General features: G+C 50.2%; 18 protein-coding genes. 3 read left to right on the top strand and 15 right to left on the bottom strand.

The window, feature by feature from the left end:
* Positions 1-67 precede the first annotated feature (67 nt).
* Positions 68-232 (top strand): hypothetical protein, encoded by a 165-nt coding sequence (locus tag ICL07_RS22015; RefSeq protein ID WP_188090206.1) that lies wholly within the window; start codon positions 68-70, stop codon positions 230-232.
* A gap of 62 nt (positions 233-294) precedes the next feature.
* On the opposite strand, the gene ICL07_RS22010 is transcribed toward ICL07_RS22015, so the two are convergent.
* Complete coding sequence (locus ICL07_RS22010; protein ID WP_188090205.1) at positions 295-2,298, bottom strand: glutaminase family protein; 2,004 nt, start codon at positions 2,296-2,298, stop codon at positions 295-297.
* A gap of 303 nt (positions 2,299-2,601) precedes the next feature.
* On the opposite strand from ICL07_RS22010, the gene ICL07_RS22005 reads away from it, so the two are divergent.
* Entirely contained in the window at positions 2,602-3,780 is a 1,179-nt protein-coding gene (locus tag ICL07_RS22005; RefSeq protein WP_188090204.1) for a hypothetical protein, read from the top strand.
* Between the two features lie 129 nt (positions 3,781-3,909).
* On the opposite strand, the gene ICL07_RS22000 is transcribed toward ICL07_RS22005, so the two are convergent.
* The 9 genes from ICL07_RS22000 to ICL07_RS21960 all read right to left on the bottom strand — a co-directional run bounded on the left by ICL07_RS22000 (position 3,910) and on the right by ICL07_RS21960 (position 15,800).
* Positions 3,910-5,247, bottom strand: a complete 1,338-nt coding sequence (locus tag ICL07_RS22000; RefSeq protein ID WP_188090203.1) for a hypothetical protein — start codon at positions 5,245-5,247, stop codon at positions 3,910-3,912.
* 99 nt (positions 5,248-5,346) lie between these two features.
* Positions 5,347-7,632, bottom strand: a complete 2,286-nt coding sequence (locus tag ICL07_RS21995) for a family 20 glycosylhydrolase (protein WP_188090202.1) — start codon at positions 7,630-7,632, stop codon at positions 5,347-5,349.
* 89 nt (positions 7,633-7,721) lie between these two features.
* Positions 7,722-8,333, bottom strand: coding sequence for a pseudouridine synthase (locus ICL07_RS21990; protein ID WP_188090201.1), 612 nt, complete (start codon positions 8,331-8,333; stop codon positions 7,722-7,724).
* Between the two features lie 22 nt (positions 8,334-8,355).
* Complete coding sequence (locus tag ICL07_RS21985) at positions 8,356-8,817, bottom strand: hypothetical protein (RefSeq protein ID WP_188090200.1); 462 nt, start codon at positions 8,815-8,817, stop codon at positions 8,356-8,358.
* Positions 8,818-8,976: 159 nt separating this feature from the next.
* Positions 8,977-14,016, bottom strand: coding sequence for a DUF4132 domain-containing protein (locus ICL07_RS21980; protein WP_188090199.1), 5,040 nt, complete (start codon positions 14,014-14,016; stop codon positions 8,977-8,979).
* A gap of 58 nt (positions 14,017-14,074) precedes the next feature.
* Positions 14,075-14,500, bottom strand: coding sequence for a hypothetical protein (locus ICL07_RS21975; RefSeq protein WP_188090198.1), 426 nt, complete (start codon positions 14,498-14,500; stop codon positions 14,075-14,077).
* An 83-nt stretch (positions 14,501-14,583) separates the two neighbouring features.
* The gene (locus ICL07_RS21970) at positions 14,584-14,991 is read right to left on the bottom strand and encodes a hypothetical protein (protein ID WP_188090197.1); all 408 of its coding nucleotides are present in this window, start codon (positions 14,989-14,991) and stop codon (positions 14,584-14,586) included.
* Position 14,992: 1 nt separating this feature from the next.
* A complete protein-coding gene (locus ICL07_RS21965; RefSeq protein WP_188090196.1) occupies positions 14,993-15,529 on the bottom strand; it encodes a YceI family protein in 537 nt (178 codons plus the stop codon).
* 91 nt (positions 15,530-15,620) lie between these two features.
* A complete protein-coding gene (locus tag ICL07_RS21960; RefSeq protein ID WP_188090195.1) occupies positions 15,621-15,800 on the bottom strand; it encodes an ADP-ribosylglycohydrolase family protein in 180 nt (59 codons plus the stop codon).
* Between the two features lie 41 nt (positions 15,801-15,841).
* Here ICL07_RS21960 and ICL07_RS21955 point away from each other — a divergent pair, with 41 nt between their 5' ends.
* Complete coding sequence (locus ICL07_RS21955) at positions 15,842-16,006, top strand: glycoside hydrolase family 18 protein (protein ID WP_188090194.1); 165 nt, start codon at positions 15,842-15,844, stop codon at positions 16,004-16,006.
* Between the two features lie 47 nt (positions 16,007-16,053).
* Here ICL07_RS21955 and ICL07_RS21950 read toward each other — a convergent pair whose 3' ends face one another.
* The 5 genes from ICL07_RS21950 to ICL07_RS21930 form a co-directional block, all read right to left on the bottom strand.
* Positions 16,054-18,531, bottom strand: a complete 2,478-nt coding sequence (locus ICL07_RS21950) for a glycosyl hydrolase family 95 catalytic domain-containing protein (protein WP_188090193.1) — start codon at positions 18,529-18,531, stop codon at positions 16,054-16,056.
* 89 nt (positions 18,532-18,620) lie between these two features.
* The gene (locus tag ICL07_RS21945) at positions 18,621-19,352 is read right to left on the bottom strand and encodes a DUF481 domain-containing protein (RefSeq protein ID WP_188090192.1); all 732 of its coding nucleotides are present in this window, start codon (positions 19,350-19,352) and stop codon (positions 18,621-18,623) included.
* Between the two features lie 72 nt (positions 19,353-19,424).
* Complete coding sequence (locus tag ICL07_RS21940; protein WP_188090191.1) at positions 19,425-21,629, bottom strand: GDSL-type esterase/lipase family protein; 2,205 nt, start codon at positions 21,627-21,629, stop codon at positions 19,425-19,427.
* A gap of 61 nt (positions 21,630-21,690) precedes the next feature.
* Positions 21,691-22,341: a response regulator gene (locus ICL07_RS21935; RefSeq protein WP_188090190.1), complete on the bottom strand. Its 651-nt coding sequence runs from the start codon at positions 22,339-22,341 to the stop codon at positions 21,691-21,693.
* Positions 22,342-22,448: 107 nt separating this feature from the next.
* Positions 22,449-23,249: a class I SAM-dependent methyltransferase gene (locus tag ICL07_RS21930; RefSeq protein WP_188090189.1), complete on the bottom strand. Its 801-nt coding sequence runs from the start codon at positions 23,247-23,249 to the stop codon at positions 22,449-22,451.
* Positions 23,250-23,253 lie beyond the last annotated feature (4 nt).

The raw sequence follows: 23,253 nt of genomic DNA, 5'->3' as shown, positions 1-23,253 counted from the left end.
ATAATTCATTTTCAGCTGGTTTCATTTCGGCATGTTTTTCCCGGTATTTTATAAAAATTCGTTTTTTATGAAACGCAATCGTCACAGCAGAACGGCAAAGATGAACCGGAGCCGTTCTCACCACGAGCAGGACGAGCGGTTGAACAACCCGCCGTCCGAACAGAACATGCAGAACCGGGAACAACCCATCGAAACTTCTAAAAAACATGGTGAACACCGTAAAGGAAAATAGGACCAGTGTTCATAAAAAAACGGCCCGGAATATCCGGGCCGTTTTTATGTCTTACTACAACATTATTTACGCTGGTGTAACTTAACATCCAGCATCTTCATAAAATACCCACCCACCACACTTCTCGCCTGAAAGCCCACTTTCTTCCCATCGAGGGTTTCATGCCAGTCACTCAGCGGAACACGTGTAGGCGTTTCAGTTATATACCGGTACAACGGTTTTATGAAAGGCGATACATCGTCTGCCAATACGGCCGTCCACATAATCCAGTCCGATTTAGTGTAACTCTTCCGGCTATCCAGCGGCAGTCCGAAAATCTCCTGTTTACTGAGATAATAGTTTGTTTCTTTTCTATAAACATCCTCCGGAAAGAGATGAAAATCAAGCACTTTATCCCAAACCATATTATACTTCTGACTCCAGGTACCAGGCTTACCAAACGCCAGCGTATAGTGGTCACCGTCAGCGGCCAGCACCTGCCATCTGGCCGCCATATCACGGGCCTGATCGTTGTAGCGTGTAGCCGTTTCCGTTTCTCCGAGCATACCGGCGAGCAAGGCGTATGACTTAATCCCCATGATCGCTTTCAGCGAAAGGTTGGCATTGCGTGCCAGGTGACCGGCAAAATCATCCGTACATAATTGATTCTCCGGATCAAAACCAGACCGCAGCAGATACTCCGCCCAGGTGGTAAGTGTTTTCCAATGTGCTTTGGCGTAATTGGCATTACCTTCCGTCACCGCCAGCGCGCCAGCCAAAATCAGCATATTACCGGATTCTTCCACAGGCATATCTTCCCCATATACCTGCCCGTTAGCCAACGGGTAAGTACCCAGGTCATGCGCTGCAAAAGGCTTATTATGACGGCCACTTTCTGAATACTGGAAAATACCGGTCATCATACCTTTGAGCAAATCAGGGTTATAAAGGAGGAAAAGAGGAGCCGAAGGATAAGTTAAATCCACTGTATTGATACAACCGTTACTATAGTTTTCTTTGGAGAGGAACAGCAGTTCACCTTGAGGGCCTCTTACCAGTTTATGAGCAGCCACGCTTTGCCGGTACGCCAGTTCACATAGTGCCGCATACTGCTCTCCACCAGCTGCCACAGCATCCTGGTGCAGTGCCTGATCAAACGTATCGCATTGTTGTTTGATGACGTTGTAATCCTTCCAGGCGGTATTGAGAACACCTTCTATTGTAGCGCCGGGTGTACCCTTCCACCAGGCCTTGAGGTTGGTATGGAAGTATTGGATAGCATACAGGTCGTCGTATCCCAGCAGAAACACCTGTTCTTTCGGCTGGCTACCTACCATTCCCAACGATATGCTGGTACTGAGCATCTGCTCCCGGTCCCCTTTGGCCGCCCCGGTCTTTTTACGGGCAAAACGCAGCTCCGCATCCGCCGGAGCACTGATGTACTGGGTAGGATGAGCCGCCAACGGCACCCCCACATACATATAACCCCAATCGATACGCAGGTCGTCGCCTTTTTTTTGCAGCACCGGCTGCAGCACCGTTCCGGCTTTCAGCAGGGATAGTTGTCCGCTGGTAAACTGCTTTGTGGTAACCGGTTGGGAGGGTCCGTTCACTGCCAGATTTGTGGAAGCGCCGAAATACACTTCCACCGCATGCTGACGGTTGTCGGTAGCATGCACACAATAGGAAACATAAGACACCGGCCTGGACAATAATAGCAGGTCCCTGGGCAGCAAAGGCGAGGTGAAAGTCAGGGTAAGCGCCACCTGGCCACAACGGAACTGATAGGCCGTTTGCGTAGCGTGAATAGCCAGATCGGTTTGCTGCGCCGGCACGATGCCGGTCTCTGCCCCGCCGGCAGGCACGCCTAACACCCGGTAGGTCACACCATCCACTTTCACCAAACCGGATAAAGCCTGTTGCGCGCCCGTCCAATGAACGGTAGCCGACTGGTTCAGCGTATCGCTGGCTGACCAGACGCTGAAATAAGGATCATGGGTAATCAGCGGATAAGCGGGCGCCTTCTGCTGGGCATGGAGCGGGTATCCACTGATACCTGCCAATAAAAAGACCAGAATCTTCTTCATAACGGGAATATTAAGCGTATTTTTTACGGTTATGAAAAATAAAAAGGTTTTTTGAAAAGCGGAGAAAAAAATGACTACCGGTAACCAGGGGTTAAAACCCTGGGCTAAGAGGGGAGACCAGTGGGATTTTGATACCATTGGAGACCGGAGCACAGCTATTTATCCCCTGGACCTGTGCGAAGATGATAATATTGGGTATACATTATATCGCATTCATTTAGCCGGAATGACGGCAAATGAAAGGAAGTCTATTGCCAAGGGTAAAAATAAAATGCTATATTTCCTCCTGAAAAATAACCTATTATGAAAGTTTTGTCCCTTACTATGCTGGCTGTAGGCTGTAGTTTATGTACTTTTTCACAGACGCTGCCAACTCTTCAGTCTGTTACCGAAGCCACCGATGGCAATCACACCACCAGGAATGTATGGATAGGCATGACGCCCGGAGGAGGAGTTACCGAAAATGCCTTAAACATCGGTGGCAAGATAAAATTGCTGGGGGCTGCGCAAGCCTATACTATGGGAGCTGATGCCAATCAACCGACTATTTACCGTAGCGGTGCGCCAACGATGGCTTATCCGTTTAATGCCTACGATAACCTTATTTTGCAAGCCGGCCAGCAAGGCCGGGATATTCTCTTTGTAACCGGCAGTACGCCCACCGAAAGATTGGTGGTAAAGGGTAATGGTTCCATTGGTATAGGTACCTCCACTCCCATTGCCAACCTGGACATAGCCACCAATACCAATACATTCGGCCTGAAGATCGGCGATGCAAACCAGTCTAATATCAGGATCGCCGGCACTGCAGCCGGAGCTGCCGGCTATGGCATCATACAAACTTTCACCAATGGCTCCACTGCCGGTGGTAATCTGGTATTACAACAAGACGGCAGCGGGAAGGTAGGCATCGGACTTCCATCACCACAATGTATACTGCACACGGTATCTTATAACAATTCCGACAGGGCGGCTGCTTTGTTATGGGGACAACTGGCTGGTACTATGACGGCGGTTCAGGATACTTCTTCCAATTATTACGCGCTTAATGTTTGTAGTAACGTTAGTCCAACGGGAACAGGCGCCAACAATAACGGAATCAAAAGCCTACTCTTTGTGCGGGCAGACGGCAATGTGGGTATAGGCACCTCAAAGCCCGGTACTTATAAACTCGCCGTTGAAGGCACTGTGGGCGCAAGGCGCATAAAGGTTACACAACAATCTTCCTGGGCCGATTTTGTATTTCATGACAACTATCAGCTGCCTTCCTTACCGGAACTGGAGAAATATATCCAACAGCACAAACATCTCCCCGATGTTCCAACAGAAAAAGAAGTTCAGGAAAATGGTTTCGATGTTGGAAATATAAACGCGACGCTGCTGCAGAAAGTAGAGGAACTGACCTTATATATCATCCAGCTGAATAAAAAGAACGAAACACTTGAAAGCCGGATAGCAGAAATGGAGAAAAAGAAAAATTAAAAAAAACGCAGACCCTGCAAACGCCTTGGAGGCCCTGAGAAGCCTTTTTAGTACGTTATTCAGATCTGCGCGTATCTTAAATCAGATTATTCGGAGCGCAAAAATATAACAATTAAAATAAATTTTCAACTAAAACCAGATAAACCATTGTGGCTGCCATCGTGCGAGCATAGCAACCGCCCAAATCAGGATGGCCATACCCAGGCTGCCCAGCGCCTTACGGTTTCTCCAGGAATAACCCAGTAATACCGGCACTTCCCAGTATTTAAAAATCACGTATAACAACAGCCCGCCGAGGCCGGTCCAGTTGAGCATGGGAATAGCGCGTTGGCCCCCGGCCAGCACGCAGGCACATAACCAGCTCACCGTCACCAGTTGCAGCCAGATGTAGTTCCGCGTTTCACAGCGGGTCACTTCTTCAATTGACATCGGTAATAACATGAACGTCAGCACGATCGACACCGCCACCAGTACTGCCGGTTGTACCGGGGGCAATAACACCAGCACGATCCACAACAACAAGGTGGCTGCCGTGTATACAGCCAGCAGTTTATCGGCCCGCCGGGACTGGACCGGAAAAGGCAGTACGATCCGTTTTAATACGGCATGCAGGTAAATCACCGGCGGCAACGTAAACAAGGCTACCATACCTGGTACCACCACCTCATAGGCGTACCAGTTTTCCGGTGCATGAAACATCAGCCATACCAATGCCAGCGTAGCACCCAGGGCAGGCAACCCTACTGCTATCATCGCTTCTTTGGTAGTGCCCCGCCGCTCCAGATGATCAACTACCTGTTCATAATAGTATTTGATCCGGTCCTGACGTGTAGCCACCGCCGTTAGCTGGGCCCACAACGTGAAAACGGATACCTGCAACACGACGGTCCGCAGCAGCAGTTCGTTTATACCTACCCCGAAATAAATACCGGCCACACTCAGCAACAACAGCTCCCAGGTAAGCATCCGCGGCGAAAAAAGCAGGTGAACCACGCGGTACAGCTTTCTGTACAACCAGGCATATATCCGGCTCCAAAAACGGCTCAATAAATGAATCAACGAGTAGGCAGCAATAAGGGCTGCCAGGCCAATCAGCAGCCGGGAAGCAGTGAATACACCCCGTAAGGCCTGCAGGCGGGAAGGCTTTTTTACCGTATATTCCAGGTCGGTGTTGGCCAGCAATTCTTTCGCCAATATTCCCGCAGCGGCAGGGTCTATTCCCTGTAATTCTTTTGTATGCTGCTGCCAGAAACTATCCGCCACCGGTTGACCCGCATAGGTCTGCAAGGTGCCGTATTGATATAACAACTTCTTTTGGGAGACTGAAAGTCCCGATAAAGTACGGGCAAGATCATAGTCCGTTGTTTGGGCAAATACCATCATGGAGATCGTCATGATGATCGCTGATGCGCATGATGCGCGAAGACAAAAGCGAAGAAAGGCACGAAGCCCGGAGTTAACGTCCATACATTCCATCATTGCTGAAAAATGATATCCAGTCTGCAATATAATTAATACCCATGAAACCCGGGGTGTCAGCCTGGGTTTCATGGGTATCCATCACCGTTATAGTTTCTGAAGGGCGCCTCCCTTCAGGCTATATTCCAGTTTCAGCGTGTATCCGCCGCCGCCTTCCACAAAATCGACCTTCAGCGGATGCCATCCTTTTTCCAATGCTATCTGTCCGCTCTTCTGCAACGGAGCATGCCAGCCGTCGTTGTTCACCACTTCTCTGTTGTTGATGTAGAGTACGCCACCATCGTCACAGGTAAGGAAAAAGCTGTAGATAGCTGTTTCAGGGGCATAAAAATAACCCTGCAGCCGGGCAGCGAAGGCTTCGCCGTGGCCCAGCCCTTCCGGAATTTCCACCTTATCAGTATGCAAGGTGCTGTCCGGCGTATTTGTTATAGCCGTCGTTTTTTTGAAGGCGCCCCGGAAATAGTCCAGCTGAAACCCTGTCTTAGCCGGTTTTTCGACTATAGCTTTGGCATAGGCTTCCTGGCGGTAGCGCAGCGTATAAATATCACCGCGGTTGCCTTTCGGGCTGAAAGCAGCCACCTTAAAGGTTTGCGGCGCAGTAACCGGCAGCGTTGCCGGTAAAACAGCCGATTGTGCACCAGGGATGCTGCCATCGGTAGTATACCGTATAGTCATTTCTGTTAACGGCGCTTTTACCGCCAGCAGCCCTTTATCTACGAATACGTTGTCTTCCGTAAAGCCTTCCAGGTCAGGCAAGCGGTAATGTACACCCAACTGATCGAGGCGGGCGTATTGTTCGTTTAACCGTTGGAGGTAGCCGGCATAATCCTGGCGATGTGTCCACAATACTTCTGCCAGCGCGGTCATACGGGGCATGAACATATAATCGGCCCTTTTTTCCGAAGGGATGTATTCTGTCCAGATATTAGCCTGAGCGCCCATGATAGATTTGGCTTCTTCGGTGGTGAGTCCTTTGGGTACCGGTTCAAAGTGATACACATTACCGAGGGAATTCCGGTCGGGCGTAGCATCGAAGTACAGCGGGTTACCGGGCGTCATGATTACCTGGTTACCGTGGCGGGCTGCTTTGATGGGCGCATCGGGCACCCAGGCACGCCAGTACATCAGCACTGCAGTTGGACTGATACCGCCTTCCAGGATTTCATCCCAGCCGATCAGCACTTTCCCTTTGGCATGGAAAAACTTTTCCATCCTCTTCACAAAATAACTTTGCAACTCTTCCACTGTTTTCAGGTTGTTGGCCTTCATCACGTCGGCGCAAAGCGGAGAGGCAGCCCAGCTGGTCTTCTCCACCTCATCGGCCCCCAGGTGCATGTATTTGGAAGGGAAAAGCGCGGCTATCTCTGTATATACATCTTCCGCAAAACGGAAAGTACTTTCGTTGCAAGGGCAGATAGGCGTGGAAAAATCCTTGCCCCAGCCGGATTTGCCGTCGCAGGTCAGGAAGGGATATGCACGGATGGCGGCCATCATGTGGCCTGGCATATCTATTTCCGGGATGATGTCTATATGACGGGCGGCGGCATAGGCGATGACATCTTTCATCTGTGCCTGTGTATAGAAGCCACCATAGAGCGTTTTACCATCTTTATGGATAATATGCGCCTCATCAATCGCCATATCCGGATTTTCTTTGGCTTTCTGCATACATACAGAATCCTGGTTGTTCAGCTCCCGCCAGGCGCCGACGGTTGTCAGCAGCGGATATTTTTTGATTTCGATACGCCAGCCCTGGTCGTCGGTCAGGTGCAGGTGCAGCTTATTCATTTTGTATAATGCCAGCAGATCGATGAATTTTTTCAGGTAGCTGACAGAGAAAAAGTGACGGGACACATCGAGGTGCATGCCACGCCAGGCATACACGGGATGATCTTTCAGCTGCATGGCCGGAATGTTAACCGCCTTCAGTTGACCGGTTGTATGCCCTTCAATTGTAACAGGCATCAGCTGACGCAGGGTAACGATAGCACGGAAAAAGCCTGCGGGAGACTTAGCGCCAATCTGTAACTGCTGCGGGGTTACCTGTAAGGTGTAATCTTCTTCACCCGGCAGCGTAAGGTCCTGCTTCAATACAATAGCATTGCCGGCAAACGGTACGGCAGTGGTTTTCAGCGTAGCGCCAATCCCTTGTTTCACCAGCGCCTGCAGCTGTGCTACCTCATTGGCAAAAGTTTTGACATTAGCCGGCACCACCAGCCGCGTACTGCCGCTAATGGTAAAAGTGCCCTCCAGGGGGACCAGCTGTTGCGGGTAGGGAATAATCGGGTAACGTTTCTCCTTTTCCTGGGCATGAGCAGCAGAAAGGCCCATACCCAACGCCAGTGACAGCGTCAGAACGAAAACTCTTCTCATAAAAAATTCTTGTTATAGCATGATTTCCAACAAGCAAACCTAACAAGAAAAGAAAGCGCTTCCTAATGGGATATTCCCTTTTTCGGGTTTTATTTTACAGGTGGGAAATCTATTTTCAGGCGCCGGAAGAACTCCGTTTCACCGATTTCCCTTACTTCTCCCGGTTGCATGTCACCCAGTTCCATTTCCTCAATAGATACACGGATCAGCCGTTGACAAGGATGTCTGACGGCACACACCATCTTGCGTACCTGGTGATATTTACCTTCCGTAAGCGTCATCTGTAACCAGGTATGCGGCGCCCGCTCCGGCGTTTCAAACGCCCGTGGCGGCAGTCCCGCCGGTTTATCTACAATCGATACTGCGTGCGGCACCGCCGTGTAGTACTCTTCACGGGAGAGATGGATAGACACCCCGGTTTGCAACCGTTGCAGTGTTTCCGGCAAGATATGCCCCTTGGTGCGTACCAGGTAGGTACGCAGGTGCGGCCGCTTGCTTTCAAACAACAGCCGGGTAACCTTCCGGTTGGTAGTAAGCAGCAGCAATCCTTCTGAATGATTGTCCAGCCGGCCAATAGCGTGCGTGCCTTCGGGGAATGAAAAGTCAAGGTCGCTCAACAGGTTTACCTTTCCTTTATCCGGACTGATAAACTGAGAAACCATATCGTAAGGTTTGTATATAATGAAATAACGGTGGCCCATGCGACTGCAAGTTAGGCACAATTCAGCGGAATTTCCATAAAGGCTTTCCGGAAGGAGGCTCAGGACGCGGTAAAGCCGGCGTTTGTGTATATAAAAATTCGTTGGACAGCAGCCCTAACCACACCGGCGTACCGGTTATCGTACTACCGGAATAAGGCTGTGCCAGAATAAAACGGTGCAGGCTGTTTTGATCGTAGAGTACAAACATAAATGCTTCTCCCGAAAGCTGCATTTGATCGTCGGTATAAAGGGCATCTTTTACATACACCGCATACAGGGGGGCATTTCCCCGGAGTGATTGATCAAACCATTCATCCGCCTCCGTTGGAGAGGGTGCTTCCAGGATCTGTTGATCCGCAGTGTATACCAGCAACAGGTAGGGACTCAAGGGCACGGCAGCATTGGTTTTTAAACCAGCTACATAATTCAGCATGAAGGAGAAATGGTTCATTAATTCATTGGAAACGTCCTGTAGTCCCTGCATAGCAGACATTAATTAAACCTACCGGTTACGGGTAAAAATCAAACATACTGAATATTACTGATAAAAAAACAATCAGGCATGGCGGGTATTCCGTAATCAAAAAATGGGGACGGCCTCCCGGTCGTCCCCTTGTAATATTGTTTTTATGTTTTTAAGTCCTTAATTCCTCGAAATCTGTTCCAGTACAGTCGGGTCCTGTATTTCATGGTCCCTTGCCAGCAGCAGCACTTTGGAAATCAGTTCAGCTGATTTAGGGTCGTCATCTACAAACGGCAGGAAGACACGGCCTCTGTGCTGGGAATGTACCGGCAAAATAGAGAGGTATCTGCCTGGCAGCTGGTGCACCACCGCACTGCCCAGGTGCACGCTATATTCGCCCATTTCACCTTTGATGGTAGCATGATTGCCGTTTACCTTCACGTTGTTCAGTTTAAACAGCCGCAGCGTTTCTTCCAGCAGTACTTTCCTCATTTCAATGGAAGAATGGCTGGCTTCGGGGTCTACCCCGCCTACATGCGCCACGCTCACCACCAGGTCCAGGTCGCGCATCACCTCACTGAAAATCAGCGGGGAGATGTCTTTGAATGCTACCGGCGTATATGTTTTGAGGTTATGGAACTTCACGGTTTCCAGGGTTGGACTTTCCACTTCCGCGGGAGAGAACCAATCGGCCATCGCGTATATTTTAGCCACGAAGCCTTCTTTATGGAATACCTTCTGCAGGCCTTCTTCATAGTCTACTTTCCAGCCTCTTGTCTTCAGCAGGGCGACTGTCTGTATAGGTTGCACCTGGTGGCCCGCATAGCGGCGGGATACCGATACTTCTTTCAGTTCATCTTCCAGCGGTACATACAGCTCACGGAAGATTTGTTTGAAAGGCTGTTGAACAGATTTTTCAAAACAATAACGCTGATAGTCGCTCCACACGCCGGCCTGATGCAGATCGGCACTATGCGCAATGCGGATGCCGTCCTTCGCGGCGAGCTTCGTTTGTTTACCGGCAGCGTCTATCAGGCTGCCGCTTTGATAGAACCCATGTCCTTTGTCGGTGATAAACACCAGTTTTTCCAGGTGTTTGGCAATCACCGGGTGATCGAAGAGGGTACTGATTTCATCGAAAGAAAACACGTCACCGCGCACCATAGCATCTTCCAGGCCTTTACGGGAGCGGCGGAACTGTTCCCGCAACGTTTTCTTATGATCGTTGAGCTCTTCTATTTTTTTGTCTTTCTTGTATTTTGGCGGGATGGCCTTCAGCTGTTTATCGCCTTTGAAAGCCACTACATCCGCCTGTCCTTCTTCATCGATCACCAGGCCGATGAGTACATCATCATATTGCACCTGCGTTTCTTTAGACAGGATACCCTGTACCTGCCTTGTTTCCATAGCCCAGGAAAGGCGCTGTGGATCGGCATAACCGGCGTTGCGCGCCAGGTTTTCCATGGCTATACGCAGTGCCAGCGCTTCGCTGGACTGCTTTTGCGCACCAAACTGGCGGCTTTCTTTTTTAAACTGCTGCAGGTATTCATACCGTGCCAGCACATCTTTTTCCGCGTTGGCTTTGCTCAGTGGAATCAGGCCATAGAGGCGCAGATAGTCCTGATCGCGTTTATCTTTTACCTTCTGCGTTACTTCCTTGATCTTCAGATCACCGGTTATCACGTCAGCGTATAAACGCGCACGGCGATGCGCATTACCATCGCTGATAAATTTGGCTGCTTCATATACGATAGGCCAGCGTTGTTTGCCCAATTCTTTGTAGGCTTTCAGGAACCAGTCTTTGTCCACGGCGCCATCTTTAAAGTCCTGCAGGTCCACTGCGGAATAACGTGCGATTTCACTTTCCGCTTCCGCATTTACTTCGTTGCTGTTTGACTTGGTATGGGCGTGCATCCACCAGATAGCGGAGTCCAGGCCTTTCCAGCCCAGGTGCTGGCTGACGAACTTCTGCCACTGCGGCGCATATACGGCAGCTTCAACCAACTGCGCTTCCGTCAGTTTAATTTTTTTCACTGTTTCGTCGAACATGGCCTGGGTATCTTCCGGCAGTGGGAAACAGCGTTTCAGCAGCAGGCTGAACACCTGTTGTTTGCTTAATGCATCACCGCTGTAACTATAGACATAACCGCGATGGAGCGTTGTTTTACCCAAGCCGGCCCATATTTCACCAAAACGTTGTACACCATAAATAACTTGCAGTACCTGTACCATATTGGTCACAGGTGTTGCGGAGTCTCCCCTCTTCAGTTCAATATCCAGGAAGTGTTCCCGGACTTTGGTATACATTTTCTCCAGAAAAGAATATTGTTCAAAATAATTTTCCCTGGATTGCCGCCGGTAAGCATGTTTACTTCCGGAAAGGACGCGTATATTCTCCGCACTGATCAGGCCGCGATACATCTCACTTTCCGATATAACGTTGGCTTCATAAGCTTTTAAAAATACATCCAATGGAGGCAGGTAGCCTGGCGCCAGTTCCGGTAAACCGGAGAACTGCCGCCAATGGTAAAGGTTCCAGCAATCTTCTGCCTGTTGCCTGTCTTTGGGCATATCATTCATATACATCAGGAAAGTTCCCAACAGCGTACCACTTTGCCAACCAGTGATACCTCTGTACGTTTTTTCCTGGTGTTGCAGTATTTCCGGTGTGAGCGCGTTGAACACCTGTTTACAACCGCCCAACATAAATGCCACTGCTTGTTCAAACGGATGGATCAGTTCCAGTGTCTGCAGAACTTTTAATACCGGGTCACCGGATTTGTGACGGCGTTCGCCTCTCAGCACTTCCGGCATCACCTGTTCGTAGGTAGGCAGGTAGTTATCCAGCAAACTTGCTCCCAATGCACCTTCACGCAGATCATACACATCCTTCACCAAATGAGACAGGATGTAGAGATCACGCGGCTGAAGGCCACTTGCCTGATACCACCCCTCCCATACTTCCGGCAGCGGATAATGGTTATACTCTTCTTCTTTGGACGCAAATTTATGGTTGTATAATTTGACGTTACGGAAGTTGTTGCCCAATAATACCATCACGCGGCTATTGTCATAGTTCTCCACTTCGTATTCATGTGCAGCATGTTGCTGAAGCAGTTCATTGAGTTGAATGAATTTTTCATGCAGCGTTTCCAACGGCATCGTGAAACCGAATGGCCCTTCCGCCAGGCATTTGCTGTAATAATCATTGGCATCTGCCGCCGGCAGCTTTATGGGAGAAATGGCAGCGGGATCGTATAACCCATAACCATTCTCTGCGGAGAAAGACAGTACATTATTATCTTCCGACAACTGGTTTAGTAATATTTCTTCTTTCTGGGAGATGCTTTTCCTTTCCCTGAATGTAGTGATCCAGCTGGTACGCTGCGCTGCCAGACGGTTGGCCTTTTGCAGGCGGAGTGCCACGTCCAGGCCACCGAGGCGTTGTTCCACATCGCCCTGCAGGAGTTTTTCGGTTACGGCCGTTACGGTATCGTCCTGCTGGCGGAGGATCATTTCAATGGCTTTACCTCTGGTTGCAGCAGATTTGCGTTTCAGTATGTCCGTAAACGTTTCCATTTCGGATAGACTGAACTGTTCCCTGCTGAGCGCGTGGAAAGCGATGGACACCACATATTCTCCCCTGTCTTTTAACAAGCGAAGTGCGAAACTTCGCTGAAACGGTGTAAGCGGTTCCTCCGGATAGTCGTTCTGGTTAGAACCATAAGCTGAATATCCTTTCAGCAGATTGCGGGACAACTGTTCGCGCAGGGTTACGTTCATTTCATCGAAATATCCCAATACAATATTCAGGCGGTCTTCCCGGCCATTGACCAGGTTGATCATGCCACTGAATACATTGTTACGGTCGTATTTGATGGAATGCCAGGAGAAAATATCTCCCTCAAATGTTTTTTCTTTCTCCGGTATCTGTTGTACAATCGCATGCAATCTGTCAAACAGTTCAGGGTAATGCTTATCGTAATGTTCTGTATTGAAATGTATTTTATTGTTGATGATCACCAGTGCGCGTGCTTTCACCGCCAGGCTGGGGTCCAGCAAACCTTCATAGGCCGCCGGCATGTCCACATTGTAGTAACTGGTTTCTACGGCAAACTTCAGTGCCAGGCCGCGTTTTTCCGCGCTTTTGTCTTTCAGCAACTGAAACACCAGGGGGTAAGTGGCCATTACATCCAGTACCCCTAATGCCCACAGCGCCATATATACATCCGTGTTGTTTTTACTTTTTACAGCCTCCGGGATTTTAGCGGGTGTTTCCAGGTATTCACTGCCTTTTTCCAGGAAAGCGCGGACGGTGCTTTCTTTTTCGGCTTCCCAGAAGAGGCCTGTCCATACGTCCAGTGCGCGGACCACAGCGGAGAAACGGGTGAGTTTATTATCCAGCACCACTTTCAGCATGTACTTGAGGGCGCCGACAGAAGTTTCATCCAGCGATTCCATAATCGTTTGGCGCAGGCCTTCCTGGCGTTGTGCAGCGAGGAGCAGCTTTTCCACCAGTTGCCATGCTTCCGGTTTATTGCTGTTCAGCAGCGCTTTAATCAGCGCCTTGCTTACTTTGCCCTGGGGATCTTTATTGTAGATGATATCTTCACATACCTTAAAAAACGACTCGTTGCCCAGGTCAATTGCGGCAGACCATATACGGTATAATGTTGCGCCGAAAAGATTGTCTTCATAACGCACCTGTTCTTCCAGGCTCAGGTCAAAGCAGGTATACTCCGATTTCGGGTAATAGGCGTACTGGCAGGCTTGTGGAATAATTTGCCGCAGGAATTCGAGCTGGAGCACGAAATACACCTCCGGATCGTTGGGCGCCCGGAATGAGCGGCGTGCGTAACCGGTTTGGTACATCTGGTAAGGCATCTGTTCCCAGGCATGTTTCACATAGGCGGCCGTTTCCTTGCCAAACAGGTATTCCAGCAGATTGCCGCCTTCTGTTGTGTCCCAAAAACCCTTCTGTATCAGTTCTTCCAGTCGGATATATTTCTGGTCTTTATAAGTGATAGCGAACGTTTGGTAATAGCCATGTTGTTTTTCAACGGTCAGCAGTTCATTGAACAGGATCAGGACTATTTCCGCCGTTTCCTTTGTCAGCAACGGATCAGTGGTTTCACCGCCGTAAACAGCTTTCAGCGCTGCGGTGAGGTTTTCGATGTAATGGGGTTTGGTCCTGGTCTTCAGGAATTCTTTAACGTCCATGGTCAAACGAATTAAGGTATGGTAATCGGGTTAAAAAATGAATGTCAGCATAAGTGTTTTACCAATAACTACCAGCGAGGAAAGTCAACCGGATAAAGGTGATCACGGTTTCCGGCTGTAATACAAAGGTACTTTCCAGGCCCTGTAACTCCTCTTCATCAGCGAAAACGGCGAACAGCCCATCTTCGTAGGCCAGTAATGCCGTTTCCTGCGCTTTGGCCAGATCAGCTTTATTTTCATTGTAAATACTGCCGAAGCCCACCTTTCCGGTGCCGGCCTGGTCGGTAATTTGTTCCTGGGAGAGAAAGGGCAAAAGATTTTTCTCTAAAGGTTTGTCGTTATAGGCAGTCACCTGTTGTTTTACAACAGCTGTCAGCAAATCGCGGAGTGACGGGTTAACGGGCAAATCATCAATGACAATCTTTTGTTTCTCTATCAGTGCATGTTTTCTGCCAGCTTGCCTGGCATTAATAATCAAATCCATTCTAAATTCTTTCGGTATACAAACAAAGTTCAGTCACGAAGATAGGGATACCGGAGCAATAAAACCCCATCGTGATCAAAAAGTTATCCACCGCTACCAGTACGGTTTTCATCGTTCCACCAGGGCTGTAAAGCCAGCCAGATCAGCGCCGGCAACAGGTGCATGGGTGCGGTCAGGCCAGGGAAAAGCTCCGGAGAAGGTACGTTCAGCGGCAGACTGGTCATAAAAGGAATACCGGCACTTAGTAATGATAACACTACCAGGCTAATGCCGAAGCTGCGGGGCACCCGTCCTTTCCATCGTTCCAGCAGCCAGCAAACCAGCATGATCAGCACCGCTCCTATCATATTGGCGCTGATAATAGCGGGTACCGGTGCTACGCGTGAAAAATCAACCCCGAAGGCCGACTGGTAAAAGGCGGCATACCCTACGGAACAAGCGGCAGCGATAATGCCGGTAGCTATGCCGGTCCAAAAAAGAACAGGACGCATATTATTTAGAGGAAACAGGAACGGTGACAGTCAACTCCGTATAATCAGATTCATCGCCCCGGGGTGTGGTAATGCCGAAGTCACCTCTGTTGACTTTAAAAGTCCCCTGAAAGCTGCCCTTGTCGCCATTATGGATAAACGTAAAAGGAATGGTAAACGGCTTTTTAATGCCATGCATATCGAGGGTACCTTTGGCATCGTAGCCGTTAGCCGTTTTAACCACTTCTGAAGACACAAAATGAATGTAAGGGTACTTATCCGCATCAAACCACTTTTCCCCGCGTGCATGCCTGTTTTTAAGCCCGTTGCCGGTATTAATGGAGGCCACCTCCACCTGTACATCGAATTTGGCGGTGGCGAGGTCCTTTTCGTCGAACAAGATGGTGCCTTTCATGCTTTCAAAAGTGCCATCTGCGTATTTGCCGGTGAATTTAATGGAGTACCCTTTGTTGATTTTCCAGTTTTGAGTGGTAATGAAGGTAAAGGCAGCCGTCATCAGTATCAGCAGGGCCGCTATCGGATAAAGGATCTTTTTCATGTGTAACAGTTTGTTGGTTCTAGCGCAAAGATAAGGCCAGCTTCCGTATGGCCGGTTTAAAGGTAAGCGATTTATGGGAAAAAGGATCCCATCACCTGTCAAACAGCACCTTTCCGGTATCGGTGATTACCTGTTGAAGCCAGGGATATTCAAGTAAGGCTTCCAACTGTTGCAGGAGAGACACCGGCAATCCCGTTCTTCCCAACAGTGCGCCGGCAATCTGTCCGGCGATGGCGGCATTAGTGTCCGTATCCCCACATTTATCCCTCACGTTGGTATCTGGCAGACTCCAATAAGAATACGGCTAACCGGATGGTATTCGGCTCCTACGCAGAAGGTGGTACCAGTCAGCGTAAAGACGTTGTCACCGCCAAATGGATTCCCGTACAAGGGAAAAAAGGAGGTATGTTCATCTATACCTGTAACTCTAACCAGGCTTACACTGAAGCGGTAAAACGCGCCCTGAAATCTATTTAGGATGGATCAGCCGGAGCGCTGTGGCTCCGGCTTTTTATTACTTCGTATTACCGTTGCCGTTGTAAGGTAACCTGCTCCCCTTTTGTGGCGGCAAACGTCAGCAATGAGCCTTTTAATACCTGTGTCTTTTTACCGTTACGGTACAGCACCACCGGTGCATTCCATGGATTACGTATCCGGCACTGCCCTCCTTGTGTAGCCTCCAGTTTTACGAAAGGAATATTCCCCTGCAGCATAGCGGATGTAACCAAAAAACCGCCACGGCATAACAAGGTATACTCCGCATCCCAGGACCGTGGCCAGGCAGCGAATACATGAATCACGGACTCCTCTCCGGGACCGGCGGGTACGCTCTGACACAAAGCCAGTTGCACAGCCTCTGCTGCCCTGCCCAATCGCTGAATATTGGTAGTTTGATATCCCTCGCTCAGGTCCATACGGTTGCGCAGCACTTCTTCGTTGGGGCGACGGCGTAGCTGGTTAGGCACCAGGTATTGTATAGCTTCCGGTTTCCCCAGCAATGCGCCGGTAGCCGGTATTTTGGAGAGCACATATACGCCCGCCGTACTGTCGATACCCTTATCAAAGTAGGTGTTGTAGGTATTGTTACCTACCTGCTGTACTGCCGGCGTACTTTCCAGGGTACACAGATCGAAGAACCATACCGGCATGGTGTTACCGTCCGGATGCCAGTCAGGTTTGCCTTGCAGCACGGGTAACAGCGAACGGGTCCAGGTGGTTTGTCCGCCGGCCGTTTGTTCCGGCAGCGGTGACAGATGATCCAGGAACTCCTGCCATACCGGCACCATATCGCTATCGGTATGCAGCAACCGGGCGGCTTTCAGCAGGGCAGGAAAGATGCCTCGCATGGCGGAAATCTCCTCCACCGTATTGTGCCCGTCCCAGATAGATTCGTTGTCATTGATATGATAAATATGATACCGGCCATCTTTTTCCTTACGCACATTGGGGAAGTTGCGGTAAAATTCCGCGACGCCTTTCAGCATCGGGTAAGCGCGCTGCCGCAACCAGGCCGTGTCCTGTGTATACTCATAGCGTAGCCAGTACTGATAGGCTATTTTAGCACCCCGCGAAAATATATGGCTCACATGCCCGAAAGTGCTGTTACTCTTGCTGCCGGTATGCCAGCGCCCCTCTTTCCAGCCCTCATCTTTTTTCCAGTTCCAACGGCTCAGGAAAGGCATTTTCGTATAGGCGTATTCCATAAAAGCGGAAGACCTCTGTTCCCAGGGCTTGCGTACCAGGTAAAGGTCCCGCATTTCGGCGGCGATGCTGTCCGGCAGTACCGGCGTATTATCGAATCCTGTTGTTTCCGGAATATAGATACCCTGGCTCCCCCACTGCTGCCGCGCTGCCGTAGCGTAGGAATCATATGCCCGGCTGTACATATCGAACATAGGGTCCAGCAAATCGGGATGATTGGTTTGGAACAGCGCGTTATACAGACAACTCTGGTTGGCGCCCCAATAGAGATGCCCCCACTTGCGGTCGTCGCCGTTGGTAGACCATAACATACCGTTAAATTTCACCGGGAACCGGCCACGGGAGCTACTGCCCATTATGTACAGGTACCAGGCATAGTGTTGTGATACATAATCGGCCTGTTTGTCGGCGCTATGCAGCTTAATATAGGATCGTTGCCAAAACTGCTGCCACCAGGCGCGATTGTCTTGCAGCAAGGCAGTAAACCCCTTTTGGCGGGCGGCTTCCAGTTTGGATACCGCCGCCTTTACCACATCTTCCGAAGGATTAAAACTGGCAGCAGTAGCGGCATACACGGTAAACGCAGGACTTCCCGGCAAAGTGCGCAACCGGATGGAGGTAGCGGTATTTTGTTCTGCTTCTACCGCCCGGCCTCCTACAGCCGCCACCAGTGCACTACTACAGTAATAATCATCTTCCCTGAATTCCTGTGTCAATATAATATAATCGCCTTCCTGCCGCAGTTTAGACAGCGCCTGGTGGCTACCCTTGCGGGTGACCGGCATACGCAGCATTTGTAAGGTGGTGGTCACAGGTAAGGATGTTTCCCGTTGGTCATTGATCTCCAATGCCAGCACATCTTCCCGCTCCCATATCAGTCCACGGGTAGCCACCTTCCTGCCGGCGGTAGTCACCATCCCCTCATAACAGGATAAATGCTGGTGAAAAGCCGGCGCGGAAAACACGTCCCGTCCGAAGTCTACCTCCACGAAACCGGTCCCTCCGCAGTAATCCGTATTGCGCTCAAAAAAACTATTGGAAGCGGAGCTGTTACCAAATACGTCCACACGATTAAGCTGGAACTTCAGCGAGGAAGGCACTGTCCACACCAGGGTACCCATGCGCCCGTTGCCGATAGGCATCCCCTCTTCCGGGCGCGTTACCGGCCGGGTATAATCCAGGTCTGCAGCGCCTGCAATGGCGGGGTAATTTACAGTTAGGGTGTCCTTACGGTTCGTATAGGCATACAGGTGGGTTACAGCGCATAGGCCGAAACATAACATGGAGAAAAGGCGTTTCATACAGATAATGTTTTACTGACAAACACCAAGATATCCCGCTCACCCATCAATTGATGATAGCAAATTGCTGAAGGGTACCAATATTTTACCTAGAAGTATTTTTCGAAGGTGATCCCGTAGTTAAAAAGCAGGTTTTCCCTGTCGGTACGGTTCAGTTTATTGTAAGTCATAGCGGCCGTGAGGCTAAGCCAGCTACGCAGTTTCACAGACATACTATTGATACAGCGGATCGTAAAGTCGTCTCCATGCATGAGGGAGTTCTGGAAATAGTTGTTGCCTTCCAGCACTATGATGTTGTGAATGGTCCATTTATACTGCACCCGGAAGGAGTTACGTACAGTACTGTAGATATCCTGTATCGTATCATGCAAAAACAGGTTGCTGTTCTCAAACAGCAACCCGTCTGTAATATTCAGCACCGCATTGGGAAGGCGAATCAGGTCGTAACCGATCCCTAAGCCGCCCTGGAAGCGATTATTGATCTTCAGGGAATAACTTTTATCGTAATTGGCCAGCCCCCAGTAATAAATCTGAGCCGTGTCCGTATACAGGTTAAAATCCACCGCCGCCGACACGTCGTTGTTGGTGAGCGATGCATTTTGTTTGCCATATACGTAACTGGCGCCGGCATTGAACGTGATTTTTTTCTTGCTGACCTTGAAGCCGAAATTGTTGTTAAGCAGGTAAGAGTTACCATCGTTGGTGCGATTAATGGAACCGGTAGACGCGTATTTGACCAGGTAGTGGGTAGAATCACTGAACTGGGCAAAGGCGGTACAACCAAACAACAGGACAACCAGCAAAGCAACTATTCTCTTCATATTCAACTTCTTAATTATGTTAGCGGTTGTATGCCGCAACAATTAACGTGCCCGAAGTTGTCGTGTCTGCCATTAAAACACCTCCTGCTTTAATGCTTCTGCCCAGATGCGGTACCCCTTCTCTGTTGGATGCACGAAATCATACATAATTTCTTTCAGCAGGACTCCTTCCGGTGTTGTCAGCTGGGGACCGATGTCCAGCAAACGGATATGTTCTTTTGTAGCGAAAGCAGTGAGCAGCCGGTTGGTTTCCCGGATAACAGCCCTGCGGGCGTGATCCGGTTGTTGTTCCCGTGGAAAGAGCGCCATGAGCAGTATTTTGGCCTGTGGCGCCTTGGAGCGGATACGGCCACAGATCGCAGCGATACCTTCCACAATTTCCGCCGGCGTATTAGCGCGGGCGTTAGTCGTCTGACTGGTATTATTGGTCCCTATTTCCAGTACGACCGTCTGCGGGTGCAATCCATCCAGCTCACCATGGTCCAGCCGCCACAACACGTTTTGGGTACGGTCCCAGCCAAATCCCAGGTTGAGTACCCGGTGCCCGCCATACAAAGCAGCCCAGGCGTCCGGACCATTGGCTTTACGGAGTTGCCCGTCTGTACCCCGTAACAGCGGGTATCCACCCCAGAAGTGGGTGATGGAATTGCCGACCATCACGATTTCCGGATTGATGGAATCCTTTATCCGCAGCACCTCTGCGTGCCGGGCCCACCAATCGTAGCTGTCATTTTCCAGTTTGGGTACCGGCACAACAGCTGTATTCGCCGGTAAAGCCGTGTCCCTGCTGGCATCTCCCATCAGCTGCGACAGCAGCGGTTCCATAGCTTTGGCCCAGTCCAGCGCCCCGGCGGGACTCGGATGCAGCCAATCCGGCATTTGCTCATGACGGATAGTTCCATCCAGGTTCAGAAATACATGATTTACATCACAGAAAAACACATGCTGGTTGTCTGCCAGTTTGGCTACCATGTCAGAAGCCCTGTCCAGTATCATGCGGTGCGAGGTTGGATTGGGTCCGTCGTAGCTGCCGGGAAAACAGCGCAGGAGGATAATTTTGGTGTTTGGTAATTTCTGCCGTAATAACTGCACGATAGCTTTGATACCACCTGCGAGTTGACCGGCAGTATGGCGTACGGGGTAATTTTTTTCATCGATATTGTTGGTCCCTATTTCCAGCGTGACCACCTTCGGAGATTGCCCTTTCAGTTCTCCGTTTTCCAGGTTCCAGAGAATATTCTCAGTGCGGTAACCGCTAAAGCCCAGGTTCAGCGCCTTGCGGGGCGCGAAGAACTGATTCCATACCGCCTGATAGTCTGGTTTTTCCAGGTTATGGGTGATCGAATTGCCGATCATGATCAGGTCGTACTGTCGTGCCGCCACTTCGAGTAGTTTCTGTGCATGGCGTTTGCCGTTGCCCCAGGCGGTGGGTACCGCGGCGGAGTTAACAGCAGCAGGCGCCGGGTCTGGCTTTTCCAGGAAGGACTGCAACAGGGCCGGCCATTTCGCCGCCGCACCAGGCAGGTTTTTATCCATACCAAAACCGTGACCTCCGTCAGGCAATACATGGTAACTGCCTTTACCGTCATATCCTTTCCAAACCTTGCCGTATTGGATACAGCTATTCACCCACTCCCGCTGGTCGTCTGCGGCGATAACGGTAAAGAGCCTGGATTTCACTACCGGCGGGGGTAACACCGCCGGATATACGGAGCCTTGCAGGGTTTCCTGCAAATAGGCGGGATATATCAGCATCAGGTTGGCCGGCTGTTGAGCAGGTGGCAGCCTTTGCAGGGTCCTTGCCGCCAGATGGCCACCGGCAGAATATCCCATGATACTCAGCGTTTTGCTCAGCAGGCCCAGTTTACCGGCTTTGTCCTGCAACAGCCGGTAGGCCGTCAAGGCATCTGACAACGCCAGTTCGCGGGTATCGCTCCCCGCCGCGATACGGTACTCCAGCATCGCTACATCGTAGCCTAGTTTATTCAGGAAAGCAGCCGTGTTGGCTCCTTCCCTTTTTACGTCCAGCACTTCGTAACCACCGCCGGGGAACAATAACACCGTGCCTTTGGCCGGCTGATGATCAGACAGGAATAGTTGCAACAGCGGTTGCCTGACAAGATGGACCAGGTTGTCTTTTTCGACCGGATTGCCATGGGTCAGGGGCGCTCCTTCCAGTGAAACATAACGTTGCGCCCAAACGGCAGCAGGAATACATAATACCAGGAATAAGCCTATACACCGGGCGTACCTGGATAAAGTTGAGAATATTGTCATACATTTAATTCAGCTGATACAAAGTAGAAAAAAAATTCAGTTATGCATACAGCTGCACCTCTCAATAACCGGTGATCATCTTGTGCTGAACGGCGGCCATCATCAGCTCCGCTACATTTTTCACATCAAATTTTTGCAGGAGATTACGGCGATGCGTTTCAATGGTGAGCGGACTGACATTCAGCTCCTGCGCCATCATGGGCGTGGTTTTGCCTTGTGACACGAGTTGCAGGATCTGCTTTTCCCGTTTGGTGAGGGTGGGTACCTGTTTAAATTCGTGTTGCGCCGGACGGGTAATAATTTCCTTTACTTCCTGACTGAAAGTGATTTCACCCCGCAACGCTTCCTTCAGGCAATTGAGCAGCTCCGTGGAGGATACGTTTTTCACCAGGTAGCCGCTGGCGCCGTACTGCAGGATCTGCAGGATGATACTGCGTTCGGTATGATTACTGAGCGCCAGTACCACCGTGTCTGGTGACAGTTTCTTAATATCCCGGCAGAGGTCCATCCCGCTGGTATCCGGCAGCATGATGTCCAGCAATACCAGGTCTACTTTATGATGCCGCAGAAATTCCATAAAATCGCTGCCCCGCGTGAAGCTACCCGCGATAGTTATCTGCGGTTCTTCCTTCAGCAGTGTTTTCAGACCTTCGATAACGATGGGATGATCCTCTACGATGGCCAGGACAACATGGTCATTCATCAGCGACATGTGCAATACGGTTTATTGTAAAAATGCTACAATATCCTTATATACGGAAACACATACCCGGAAAATACTGGTAAACCAGTAGTAAAAAATCGACAATGACCGTTAGTTTACAAAGAAGCGTGCACGTCATTCAGCTTCATGATCATCGACTGAGCGGTGCTGAGCGTCCAGGCATCGTATTCTTCGATGGCCTGTAACCGTTCTGCTTCTGTAATAAAGCCATGGTCCACTACCTGCGGGCCTCTCAGCTCCGCCACCTTTGACCATATTGCCGCTTTGTTGGTGAAGCCTGCCTGCGCACGGCTATACGTTTCATCAGCGTTAAAGGACTGTATATTCCGGTAACCTGCTTTTTCAAAAAGGGTCGGCAGGTGTTCCGCTATTTCGTTGTCCATACCTGCGTCTGCACGCCATTGGAGAAACGCCTGATAAAAACGTCGCATGCTGGCCGGCGGAGCGGGTTGCCATTCCAGTTTGGTGTGGTTATAGTCCAGTATGGATACATGCCCCCCAGGCTGCAGCAATTCACGGAAACGAACCAGCGCAGCCAGCGGATCGTTGAGCCATTGCAGCACCCTTGCGGACACGATAAGATCAAATTTTCTGTTGGGCTGCCAGGTATACAGATCAGCGGTGATCAGTTCCAGATTAGCAGTGCCTTGCTGATCTTCCAGGCCTTTGGCGATAAGGTGTTCACTGCTATCGATGCCGGTTGCACTGCCTTCCGGTCCTACAAAATCGGCGATACCGGCAGTGATGGCGCCGGTGCCACAGCCCACGTCCAGTACATGCATACCGGGTTTGAGCAAAGGTATCAAGGTAGCATAACTATGTTCCAGGGATCTGTCGTCTAATATCACAGAAGTCCCTTTGGGCATGGCTGCCCTTTCTGAAGCTTTATCCTGCATGGTT

The organism is Chitinophaga qingshengii (genome assembly GCF_014529935.1).
Lineage (GTDB): Bacteria > Bacteroidota > Bacteroidia > Chitinophagales > Chitinophagaceae > Chitinophaga > Chitinophaga qingshengii.
This window is presented reverse-complemented; position numbering and strand designations above follow the sequence as displayed.